Annotated in this window: 10 protein-coding genes and 1 pseudogene; 6 read left to right on the top strand and 5 right to left on the bottom strand. The window is 47.8% G+C overall.

The genetic code is table 11. The features are described 5' to 3' along the window. Nucleotides 1-213: 213 nt before the first annotated feature. Both EKN56_RS14385 and EKN56_RS14380 read right to left on the bottom strand, forming a co-directional pair. Nucleotides 214-1,668, bottom strand: coding sequence for an FGGY-family carbohydrate kinase (locus EKN56_RS14385; protein ID WP_130592416.1), 1,455 nt, complete (start codon nt 1,666-1,668; stop codon nt 214-216). A 40-nt stretch (nt 1,669-1,708) separates the two neighbouring features. Beyond that, on the bottom strand, nt 1,709-3,001 hold the full coding sequence (locus tag EKN56_RS14380) for an MFS transporter (protein ID WP_130592415.1): 1,293 nt from the start codon (nt 2,999-3,001) through the stop codon (nt 1,709-1,711). Nucleotides 3,002-3,131: 130 nt separating this feature from the next. Here EKN56_RS14380 and EKN56_RS14375 point away from each other — a divergent pair. From EKN56_RS14375 to EKN56_RS14350, 6 genes and pseudogenes are all read left to right on the top strand, one after another. Then, nucleotides 3,132-3,916: pseudogene (locus EKN56_RS14375) on the top strand (SDR family oxidoreductase). Between the two features lie 90 nt (nt 3,917-4,006). Next, a complete protein-coding gene (locus tag EKN56_RS14370) occupies nt 4,007-5,461 on the top strand; it encodes an FAD-binding oxidoreductase (protein WP_130592414.1) in 1,455 nt (484 codons plus the stop codon). A 109-nt stretch (nt 5,462-5,570) separates the two neighbouring features. After that, nucleotides 5,571-6,947 (top strand): MFS transporter, encoded by a 1,377-nt coding sequence (locus EKN56_RS14365; RefSeq protein WP_407656557.1) that lies wholly within the window; start codon nt 5,571-5,573, stop codon nt 6,945-6,947. Next, nucleotides 6,925-7,752, top strand: coding sequence for an electron transfer flavoprotein subunit beta/FixA family protein (locus tag EKN56_RS14360; RefSeq protein ID WP_130592413.1), 828 nt, complete (start codon nt 6,925-6,927; stop codon nt 7,750-7,752). Before EKN56_RS14365 ends, EKN56_RS14360 begins: the two co-directional genes overlap by 23 nt. Then, the gene (locus tag EKN56_RS14355; RefSeq protein WP_130592412.1) at nt 7,752-8,726 is read left to right on the top strand and encodes an electron transfer flavoprotein subunit alpha/FixB family protein; all 975 of its coding nucleotides are present in this window, start codon (nt 7,752-7,754) and stop codon (nt 8,724-8,726) included. Before EKN56_RS14360 ends, EKN56_RS14355 begins: the two co-directional genes overlap by 1 nt. Beyond that, nucleotides 8,723-9,436: a phosphatase gene (locus EKN56_RS14350; protein WP_130592411.1), complete on the top strand. Its 714-nt coding sequence runs from the start codon at nt 8,723-8,725 to the stop codon at nt 9,434-9,436. Before EKN56_RS14355 ends, EKN56_RS14350 begins: the two co-directional genes overlap by 4 nt. Before the next feature lie 14 nt (nt 9,437-9,450). On the opposite strand, the gene EKN56_RS14345 is transcribed toward EKN56_RS14350, so the two are convergent. The 3 genes from EKN56_RS14345 to EKN56_RS14335 form a co-directional block, all read right to left on the bottom strand. Next, a complete protein-coding gene (locus EKN56_RS14345) occupies nt 9,451-10,017 on the bottom strand; it encodes a glycerol-3-phosphate responsive antiterminator (RefSeq protein WP_130592410.1) in 567 nt (188 codons plus the stop codon). A 121-nt stretch (nt 10,018-10,138) separates the two neighbouring features. Further along, a complete protein-coding gene (locus tag EKN56_RS14340) occupies nt 10,139-10,414 on the bottom strand; it encodes a ferredoxin family protein (protein WP_407656488.1) in 276 nt (91 codons plus the stop codon). After that, nucleotides 10,411-11,697: an FAD-dependent oxidoreductase gene (locus EKN56_RS14335; RefSeq protein ID WP_130592409.1), complete on the bottom strand. Its 1,287-nt coding sequence runs from the start codon at nt 11,695-11,697 to the stop codon at nt 10,411-10,413. Before EKN56_RS14335 ends, EKN56_RS14340 begins: the two co-directional genes overlap by 4 nt. Between the last annotated feature and the right edge of the window lie 363 nt (nt 11,698-12,060).

Below are 12,060 nucleotides of genomic sequence, written 5' to 3'. Positions count from 1 at the left end.
AAAAGCTATGCACTAATATCGGCTATGTGCTCGGCCGGGAGGGCCATATACTTGGCTTTTGTGTGCTCCATAGTTAAGGATAAATTGTTTACCGACCGCTATCGGTGCCGATATAAGCACCGTGTTTTTACGGTCGGAATATGTATAGTTGCTGATTTATTAGGCTGATTAGCAGTTCCAAGGGGCGCAAAGCGCCCCTTCTTATTTATTAGGTCAGGCGTAATCCACCAGCGGACTTAACTTCTTCAAGAGCGGGTCGAAGTATTGGTTTACCTGCTTGTAGACTTCGCCATTGAGCTCATTGTAGAAACGGTGATTTTCCATATCAGGCATAAACTTATCCCCTGTGCGCACCAGTTTCTGCGTTGCCTGTTCGTAGCTGTCAAAGGCACCTACAGCCATGCCGGCGTTAATGGCGCATCCTACCGAGGCGGAGCCTTTCATCACGTTTCGGCTGGTTGGAATACCAAATACATCAGCGAAGATTTGCATAAACAGATCGCTGTTGGCACCACCGCCGGAGATGATTAGGTGTTTGAATGGCGTATTAAGCTCTTTGGCCATCTTATCCATATGATTTTTCATAGTGAAGGCAATGCCTTCCAGTACCGAGCGATACATATGGGCGCGGGTATGGCGGCCATCAAAACCCATCATGACACCTTTACGGAATTCGGCTTCTGATGGCGGTGCCCAGTCGTGAATAGTGAGCAAACCCTCGCAACCGGCAGGGACTTTTGAGGCTTCCATATTGAGCAGTTCTTCAATGCTGACGCCGGTTTCATCGGCATCTGCCAGAGCAGATTCGCCAAACTGATCGCGGAACCAACTGATAGTCCACATCCCACGGCGAACCCCCATGCACTCATACAGATAGCGTCCGGGAATGGAAGCCTGGAACGGCCAGAAATTCTGAGCGTCTTTAACATTGGCATGACCATGAACCATGGCACCGATATAAGTACCCAGAGAAATCAGGGCTACGCCCTCATCCAGTGAGCCAGCGCCTAATGCTTCAACCGCTTTATCATGGGCGGTAGCAACCACCGGAATACCCGCCGGTACGCCAATTTGTTTTGCCGCCAGTTCAGATACATAACCCAGAATTTCTCCCGGCTTCACCACATCCAGTACGTTTTCTCGCGCCAGATTACAGCTCTTCCAGACTGCAGGATCGGTACTCCAGTCCAGCGTATCGTTATCCATTGGCCACCAGCCAATGTAGTTGGCGCAGGTATCCTTAAATTCTCCCGTCAGGCGATGGGTAATATAGCCAGAGGTCGTGGTGACATAACGTACCCCTTTATAGGCATCAATGTACTCATAGGGTTTGTTTAAGCGCTTATCCATCCAGTTAATGACCGGATAGGCCAGTTCGCCATTCTCTTTTAGCAACACCCGACAACAGCGAATAATACACACACCCATTACCAGAATATCTTCAGCTTTTCGGCCTGCCTGAGAGAATTCTGTCATAGCCCGTTGAAAGGCCAGTTTTAAGGAGTCCCAAAGGTCGTCATCCGGATGTTCAGCCAGTAAAGGTGCGGGAATATCCATTTTGCGCAGCGCCTGTTTTCCTTCGCTAACCACATTACCCTGAAGGTCGAATATCACCACTTTGGCACTTTGGGTTCCAACGTCGACACCCATCAAATATTTGTCACTCATTTCTTAACCTCGTGATTAAAACAATAATGTTCAAATGGCGTTATTCAGTTATCGGGCTTGGTATTGCAGCCTGCTGGCTGGCGCGCTTCATGTTGTTAAACAACAGGAAAGTAAACACAATGACCAGACAGGTAGCCCCCAGTCCCATCAACCACATGTTGCGATAGGCTTCCGCAGGGGGCAGAGAGTCTTGCCAGTAACCGACAATCGGGTAGACAAAAACATCAGGTAAGAAACCAATTACTGAGCAGATACCGACAGTGGTTCCCATAATATATTTTGGCGTGCGAGCCTCGCCAATACAGGCAAAGTAGAGACCGCGAGAAGCGTAGCAGGCAAAAGCCAACAGCAGAATCAGGCCAATACCAACAACGACAGAGCCCGGATTTTGATTGGTAAACAACAGCGCACAGAGGGTGATAACGCTGATTACGGCCAGAAACTGAATGACTCTGGTAGGGGATTTGAAGCGGCTGTAAGTGGTTACTAATCCACCTAAAGGACCGCACATGGCACGGAAAATTTTGTTGATCACAATTCCCATATAGCTGGCAGCCACCAGCGTCATACCATACATTTCAGTCAGATAGTTGGTGGAGTAACTAAGAATGGCGTAGATGGTATACACGCCAAAGATAATCATACTGCAATACCAGGTCGTGCTGATTTTCAATACTGACAGGATGTCGCTCAGTTTAAAGGCAGGTTTATCTTTTTTCTCACTGTCACTTTCTGTGCGTGAGGTATAACCATCGCTGACAAAGAACCAGCACAGGATACCGAGCAGAATATAAACTCCGCTGTAGATCAGAATCACCGATTTCAGGCTGTTTGGATCTTCCGGCATAAACAGCGAAAATACCCACATGGTAAATACCGCCAGTAGCATGACGCCCACGCCGCGCAGACCCTCCATCCAGCCCATGATTTTTCCCTGCTCTTCATGATTACCAAGCAGTGAAGCGGCTTTGATGGAAACAGACCACAACATCAGAATAGTGGTAATAGCAAAAGCCACCTGAATCAGAATCATCACCCAGAATGGCGGGTAAACAGACATCAGAAAGCCAAGTAAACCGGTCGCTATCATGGCGAAGGTCATCATTTTTCGATGGGAGAACTTATCGGCAACCACTCCGCTGGGGGCGTAAAGAATAATGGCGGCAATACCAAAGGTACTCATGATGAAGCCGATTTCTGTATTGGTAAATCCCATAAATTTTGCCATAGGGATTTGATAAATATATCTCAGGTAAGCCAAATCAAAACTGACGCCGCCGCTGATACTGATAATCGCCAGCGTTAACCAACGGCGAAAATTATTATTTTGCATGGTGTTATCTCAGTTATGGAACATTGATTTTAGGGCAAAAAAAAAGAGAAAAGTAAGCTCCCCGCATTAAGCGGGAAGTTACTTTTCTCTTTTTTTTTGCGTTTTAATCAGGAATCAAAGGGGTTACACCATGTCACTGAATGCGTTGGATGAATTTTCTCTGGATTTTTTCTCACTCAAAGGCAAAACGGCGATTGTTACCGGCGGCAACAGCGGTCTGGGCCAGGCGTTTGCCATGGCGCTGGCTAAAGCGGGTGCCAATCTGTTTATTCCAAGCTTCATCATGGATAAGGGAGAAACCCGCGAAATGATTGAGAAGCAGGGGGTGAAGGTTGAGTTTATGCAGGTGGATATCACCGAAAAAGGCGCGCCGGCTAAAGTGATTGCCCAGTGTTTGGAGTACTTTGGCTCGGTGGATATCGTCGTGAATAACGCCGGTATTTGTAAGTTGAATAAAGTACTGGATTTTGGTCGTGCAGACTGGGACCCAATGATAGATATCAACCTGACTGCCGCATTTGAACTCAGCTATGAAGCGGCGAAAGTGATGATTCCTCAGCGCCACGGCAAGATTATCAATATCTGTTCGCTGTTCTCCTATCTGGGTGGACAGTGGTCACCGGCTTATTCCGCCACCAAACACGCACTGGCCGGTTTCACCAAGGCTTATTGTGATGAATTAGGCCAGTACAACATTCAGGTTAACGGGATTGCTCCGGGCTATTACGCCACCGATATCACCACTGAAACCCGTAAAAACCCTGAAACTAACAAACGCGTTCTTGACCATATTCCGGCAAATCGCTGGGGTGAAACTCAGGATCTGATGGGGCGATGGTCTATTTAGCCAGCCGTGCTTCTGACTATGTTAATGGTCATTTGCTGGTGGTTGATGGTGGCTATCTGGTGCGTTAAGTCGAAATGTTGATGTTTAAGTTATTTGTTCTCCACCGCCATGGCATAAGACATGCCATAAAAATGTACTGAAAGCAGGAAGGATTAATCATGTCGCTGACAAGAGAAGCTATTGTTGAGAAGCTAAAACAGATCGTAGGCTCCGAACGAGTCATTACCGATGAAAAGGTGCTGCAGAAAAACAGTATTGACCGTTTCAGAAAATATGCCGATATCCACGGTATCTTCACGTTACCGCTACCGGCTGCGGTAGTGAAGTTAGCCAATACTCAGCAGGTTTCAGAGGTGCTGGCATTCCTGAATGAAAACCATATCAACTGTGTACCGCGTACCGGTTCTTCTGCCACTGAAGGCGGCCTGGAAACTGTTGTAGAGAACTCCGTGGTTCTGGATGGTTCTGAGTTAAATCAGGTTATCAATATTGATATTGAGAACATGCAGGCTACCGCTCAGTGCGGCGTTGCGCTGGAAGTATTGGAGAATAAACTGCGTGCTAAGGGATATACCACCGGACATTCACCGCAGTCTAAACCATTGGCGCAAATGGGGGGATTAGTCGCCACCCGCAGTATCGGTCAGTTCTCAACGCTGTACGGTGCTATTGAAGATATGGTGGTGGGCCTTGAAGCGGTATTCCCTGACGGTACCGTTACCCGAATTAAAAACGTACCGCGTCGTGCCGCCGGACCGGATATTCGCCATGTGATTATTGGTAACGAAGGTGCATTGTGTTATATCACTGAAGTTACAGTCAAAATCTTCAAATATATGCCGGAAAACAACCTGTTCTATGGCTATATTCTGGACAACATGAAGACCGGCTTTGATATTCTGCGTGAAGTGATGGTTGAAGGGTATCGCCCGTCTATTGCGCGTTTGTATGATGCGGAAGATGGTTCTCAACACTTTACCCATTTTGCTGACGGTAAGTGTGTACTGATCTTTATGGCAGAAGGGGCCAAAGAGATTGCCCGCGCCACGGGTAACGGAATCGAAGCCATTGTAGCCCGTCATCCGGGTTGTCAGCGGGTAGACAGTAAACTGATTGAAACCTGGTTTAATAACCTTAACTGGGGACCGGATAAAGTCGCCGCTGAGCGGGTACAAATCATGAAGACCAAAAACATGGGCTTCACTACTGAAGTCTCTGGAGACTGGCGTTCAATCAATAAAATTTATGAAAATGTGATTCACCGCATTCGTAATGAATTCCCACATGCGGACGATATCACTATGCTTGGCGGTCACTCTTCTCACAGCTATATCAATGGTACCAATATGTACTTTGTGTATGACTACAACGTGGTGGATTGCTCACCGCAGGAAGAGATTGATAAGTACCATAACCCATTGAATAAAATCATTGTGGAGGAAACCATTAAGCTGGGTGGCTCAATGGTGCACCATCACGGTATTGGTAAGCATCGTGTGCACTGGACTAAAGATGAACATGGTTCAGCTTACTACATACTGAAAGCGTTGAAAGAGGTGTATGACCCGAACGGTATTATGAATATTGGTACCATCTATCCAATTGAAAGTTAATGCGTCTCTGACCGGGGCCGTCTGTTACAGACGGCCCGGTTTTTATATAAGGACTGCGAATGGTCGTTACTGCTGAATGAGAACAATTATGTTAATAGCCAACAGAACAATAGCGACACCTCCTACCCCTTCTCCTGTCCGCATGGATGATATTCCCTTAAACCGTTTTCATATTAAAATTGCAGGCCTGACCTTTGGTGCACATTTAACCGATGGTTATGTGCTGGGCGTAATTGGCTTTGCGCTGACGCAAATTAGTCCTCAAATGGGGCTGTCTCCCTTCTGGCAAGGAATGATAGGTAGCTCGGCATTATTTGGCCTGTTTCTTGGTAGTCTGATCCTCGGATGGATCTCCGATCATATTGGACGCCAGAAGATATTCACCTTCAGCTTTGTGATTATTACGCTGGCGTCATTTTTACAGTTTTTTGCCTCTTCTCCCGAGCAGTTATTTTGGCTACGGGTACTGGTAGGCGTTGGCCTGGGAGGAGATTACTCCGTAGGCCATACCATGCTGGCGGAATTCTCCCCACGCAAACACCGTGGGTTACTGCTTGGCTCCTTTAGCGTTATCTGGACGGTGGGCTATGTTTCTGCCAGCTTTATGGGCCACTGGATGACGGATGCGGGACCGGATGCCTGGCGTTGGTTACTGGCATCGGCATCCATACCGGCGCTGTGTATTATGATTTTACGCTGGGGGACACCGGAATCCCCGCGCTGGCTGATGCGCAAAGGCCGCATCGATGAAGCTCATGAAATCGTAAAGCGCTGCTTTGGTCCAAACGTCGTGTTAAACGATGAGATTCCGGTCGAAACTGCCCGTCATCTGCGTACCCTGTTTTCCCCTCGCTACTGGCGCAGAACTGCATTTAACAGTCTGTTTTTTGTCTGTCTGGTGATCCCGTATTTTGCTATTTATACCTATCTGCCTTCGATGTTGCGTGCTCTGGGATTAACCGAGAGCTTCGCCACCGACCTGATGCTAAATGGCTTATTGATCGTAGGAGCACTATTAGGCATAGGATTTACTCAATTCTGCTCCCGTCGGGGATTTTTGATTACGGCATTTGTGATCCTGATGCTAAGTCTGATGACCCTGGCATTTGTTCCTTCCTCACAAACCGGCATGATGCTGTTACTGTTCGCTATTTTTACTCTGACCATTTCAGCAGTGAGTAATTTGGTGGGGGAGTTTCCGGCAGAAAGTTTTCCAACCGACATTCGTTCATTGGGGGTGGGTTTTGCCACCTCAATGAGCCGTTTAGGTTCAGCTATCAGCACCGGATTGCTGCCTGTCGCCATACTGGCACTGGGAATTCAGTACACCATGTTGATTTTAGTGGCGGTATTGCTGGTAGGGTTGTGGGTGTCGGTACTTTGGGCACCGGAAACAAAAAATCTGACGCTGGTGGGGGCATCAACAGTGAAAAAAGTGCCACAACAGGAGAGGAGGGCCGACTGTGAAGATTTTGCTGGGTTTTAAAGCTTCGCCTGATTTAAGCATGATGGCAGAAAAGGACTGGCAGGCTGACGATAGTCTGCACATTGATGTCAGCTTTACTCAAACCATGTTGAACTGTTTTGATGAGAGTGCCGCAGAGCTGATGTTGATGGTACGCGACAGGGCTGTCTGGCAAGAGGGAGAGCTCAATTTAAGTGCCCTGACTATTGGTGAGAGCCGTAGTGAACACTATCTGAAGCAGATATATGCACTGGGTTTTCAATCCGCGATCAGAATCGATCCAACTGCATCGATTGACCTGCGTTTTAATCCTCTGGCAATAGCTAAGGTGATGCAGGCCTATCACCAACAGATAGAACAGCAATCCCTGATAGTTTTAGGTATGCAGAGTAGCGAAGGCCATAACATGCAAACGGCGATGCTGTTGGCGGAACTATTGAACTGGCCTTGCATCACTCAGGTTTGTGACTTTCGGGTTATCCGAGAGAGCAAACAGGTAATAGTGATTAGACAAACGGAAGATGAGCAACAAACGCTAACCATTAATACACCGGCGGTATTGGCGGTAGGTAATTCAACTCAGGCCAGCGCATTGCGGGTGCCTACGTTGAAGCAGAAGCTGGCCGGTGCTAAAAATAGTATTCACCGTTATTCGCTGGACGATCTTGGGTTGGCTCCACAGGAATTACAGCAGAAAAATGATAAACAGCTCACTAAGCTTACGCGTCAGCAAAACCGGCGAGCTGGTGTGATCATTACCGGCGGAACTCCACAGGAGAAAGCCCGACGGCTGTACCATGACTATCTGCAAGGGAGATTAGGCTGATGAAAATAGCATTAATTCTTGATGCAGATTCTCCTTCCTTTTTACAACAGGCTCAGGAGATCAATCGGTTTTTACAGCAGAGTCATCTGGCCGCTTCTGAAGTAGCATTATGGCTGTTTCACCGAAACAGTCAGCCTGATGGTTTACCGCAGTTTGATTGCCCGATTACGCAGATTCAGTGGTTAAAAAGTCCTGAATTGCTGCTGGCAGATTTGGTGTTGCCGCTGCTGGAACGGGTTCACCAAATTTATCCGGCAGAATTATTGTTGTTTTCTGGCTGTTCGTTGGGAAATGAACTGGCGACTCGCCTGGCTTTTCGTCTGAATGGCGCTTCCTGTCTGGGGGTGATTAGCGGACAGATGAATGAAAACGGCTGTCAGGTGGAAAAATCTGTGTATGGCAACAATATGTTGGCAACCTTAACGCTACAGGCAACGCCCTGTTGTCTGGCGGTGGCTCGTCAGGGCTCTGCAGCAGCGTCAACCCGGGATTATCAGAGTATTGAGCAGCAACTGATATTGACCGAAGTTGAAGCGCCGACATGGCTGGCAGAGCATCAGATAAGCATACCGGAACAACAACCGCTGCTTAATCGGGCCGAAAGGGTACTGGCCATCGGGCAGGGTGCTGGAAATAGCCAAAATGTTCAGCGGCTGAATGAAATTGCCCAGGCGTTGGGTGCCCAGCTTGGGGTTAGTCGCCCGGTGGCGATGAATGCCTGGAGCAGTATGTCGACCATGTTAGGGATGTCTGGTGCTCTGGTGGCACCAGAAGTATGTATTACCGCGGGGGTATCCGGCGCGGCTGCTTTCTCGGTGGGGATCCGCCATAGTAAATTGATTGTGGCCATTAATACCGATCCGGATGCGGCTATTTTCTCGCAGGCCGATGTGGGAATTATTGATGATATGAATGCAGTATTAGAAGCGCTGGTAGCCTGTGTTCAGCAGTCAAATATCCGGGGTGTTCCGTGAGTTTGTTGATGGATCTGCATACTCATACTATTGCCAGCGGTCATGCCTACAGCACTCTGAAAGAAAATCTGGAACAGGCCAGAGAACGAGGGTTACTGGTGATGGGTATTTCCGATCACTCTTGTGTACCTCCAGCCCCGGCAATTCCTTATTATCTGCGTAACTTTAAGGTATTTACCCCCTACATGCTGGGCATTCGACTGCTAAAAGGCGTTGAGGCTAATATTGTCGACTATCAGGGAAACATTGATGTTGAAGAGCAAGATCTGGCCCGGCTGGACTATGTTATCGCCAGTCTACATCAACAGAATTTGGCTCCGGGAAGCAGGTTGCAGAATACTCAGGCAATATGTGGCGCTATTCGCCATCCACGAGTGAATATCATCGGTCATCCCAATGATGGCGTTTATCCAATCGATTTTGCTGAAGTGGTACCTTTAGCTAAACAGCATCAGGTTGCGTTAGAGTTGAATAATGCTACGTTACGCGCCAATGCCGGACGAGAACGCCCCAGAGAGTTAGCCATCGAAATGCTGGAATTGTGTAAACAGCATCAAACATCAGTGATTGTCGGTAGTGATAGCCATATTTATTACGATGTGGGTGAATTTAGTCAGGCGAAAGCGCTGCTGAGGGAAGTCCATTTCCCTGAGGCATTAGTTATTAATCATCAACTTGAACGACTATCCCGGATAAAAATTCATCTCTGATAGCCATTACAACATCAGAACTTCAGTTGCCAGACGCCGGTATTAGTGGTGGAAACTGCGCTGGCACCTGCATTTAACGCATTGGTGGCATCTTCGTGATCGCAAACTAACCCACCTGCAATAATCGGTAAATCGATCTGTTCCGCTACCCATCCCAGCACTTTAGGCATACAGCCTGGCAGAATCTCTATACAGTCAGGATTGGACTGGGCTACCTGCTTATCAATATTGTGGAATGAGATGGAGTCCAGCAGAAATATACGATGAATACCGTAAAATCCCTGAGCTTTCGCTGCCTTAATCATTGACGCTTTGGTACTGATAATACCGTCAGCGGCAGTCACCAGCTTTAAAAAGTTAATTACGATCTCTTTATTAGAGGTTCCGTCTAACAGGTCGACGTGAATAAAGGCGTACTTATCTGCTTTTTTGATACGCTGAACAATGGTGCCAATATTACAGATATTGCCATACAGGATAGAGATAATCTTACAGTCGGACGCCAGAGCGGTATTCAGACTTTCCGTATCTTTTACCGCAGCAATAACGGGATGTTGTTTCAATAACTGCAGTATGGACACAGGCAAGATCTCCGCTTGGCTTTTATTATTTTTGACTACCGTTCAGGGTACGGTAAAAAGTATCGGCGCAGGGTAGCATAACCGCGAATCGGCCTCCCTGCGGCACTTCACATATCCCGTATTAGCCAAACCGAAAGGTTACTCCGTAACCAGCAGCGGGGTAGCGCCAGCGCGCCAGCGTCTTTTCATCACACAGTAACCGACAACTGCCACACTCCAGACAGCCATGATAATCAAAGCTCAGACTGCCATCCGGATTGAGCTGATAAAGGCCTGCAGGGCAGACGTTAACCAGTTGCCGTAATATTTGTCGATCCGGATGATCCGCAGGAATAATATGGGGCTGGTTTTCATCAATGACATAATGATTTTTACTGAGTTTCACTTCTGTTTTCACAGGCTGCGTGCTCCTCTGATTAAATCTTTAAACAGCGTTATCAGGCCCGCCCGGCGGGCATGTTTCCACAAAATGCTGCGCAGAGGTGGTGCAGGATGGCGATTAATTTCAAACAGCTCACGTAAAATATCACTGGTCATTTGCGGATATTCGGCAAAATAGCGCGGATTTTGTAACAGGGTATCAGGTAGTGAGCGGTACTGTTTTAACACTGCCCAGAGGGTGCTGTTTTCCAGATGGGCTTGGTAAGTCGCCAGCGATGTTGTGCTGAAGTCATCCTTTTGTAGCGCGACTGTCAGAGTATTTGCCACGGCCTGTGCACTGATAACTGCCAGATCCATGCCCCGAACAGTGTGACCCGCGTTTACACAAAATCCGGCGGCATCACCGGCAATCAGGTAGCCAGCACCAAACGGCGGGTTAAGTGCATTGATTCCCCCTTCAGGAATCAGGTGTGCACCATATTCCAATAGTTCAGTCTCTTTCAGCAACGGGCGCAGCAGCGGATGTTGTTTAAAATTTTCCAGCATCTGCGGCAAGGTGTTTTTTCCGTTGCTCACAACTGACAAATTACAGACTAATCCTAGGGAGAGCGTATCGCGATTGGTATATAAAAAACCACCGCCGGCTTTTCCTGCGATAGCTTCACCAGCGAACAGCCAGGCGGTACCCTGATTATTTTCCAGTGAAAAACGTTCTTCAAGACGAGATTGGGGAAGGGCCAACACCTCTTTAACGCCAATTCCCATAGTATGGGGCTGAGGTTTTTTAACTAACTGATGTTGTTCCGCCAACAGGGAGTTAGCCCCTTCAGCCAGAACAACTACGCGTGCATCCAGTCGGTCTTCACCGATCTGAATGCCACAAACAGCGCCATTTTCCTGAATCAGGGCATCTACCTGAACGCCGGTTAAACATTGAGCTCCCGCATTTTGAGCCTGTTCCATTAACCAGGGATCAAAACGGGCTCGCAGCACCGAATAGGAAGTGGCATCCTGAGCAAATTCAGGGTGACGATAATCCATAGTGACACTGGATTCATGGGTCAGCAGGCTAAGTTTTTCCTGAGCGATCTGTCGTTCAACGGGCGCTGATTGAGCAAACCCAGGCAGAATGGTTTCAAGACTATAACTATAAAGGCGACCTCCGGAGATATTCTTGCCTCCGGCCTGCTCCGCGCGCTCCAGCAGCAAGACATTCACTCCTGCCCGAGCCAGTAATAACGCACTGGTACAGCCAGCAATCCCACCACCGATAATGATGACGTCGAATTTGTCGTCCATTAACGCATCCCGCTAAGCCAAATCAGAACCTGATTATACCATCTGACTATGGTGGTTTATTGATGCAGGCAGGAATTATTCCAGCGAAAACCAGAAAATATATGGAGATAATAGATTGATAGAATTAGTAATTAGTGTGAATGACGCGAAGAAAGATGTATTCGGGATGTCTTGATCAAATTAAAAAATAGTCAATCGTCGGGACAGCTTTACAGGCTAACCGCCCCCCAGGAAAGGTAGGCCCGACAGGCTCCTCAGCCAAGTACAGATGGTCTTCCGGCCGAGCACAAAGATAATATGAACACTTTGCTATTACGGCCGGAATATCCATCAATGCTGATTCATCAAATACTCAACAACAAA

The organism is Limnobaculum zhutongyuii (assembly GCF_004295645.1).
In the GTDB taxonomy this organism is placed as follows: Bacteria; Pseudomonadota; Gammaproteobacteria; order Enterobacterales; family Enterobacteriaceae; genus Limnobaculum; species Limnobaculum zhutongyuii.
This window is presented reverse-complemented; position numbering and strand designations above follow the sequence as displayed.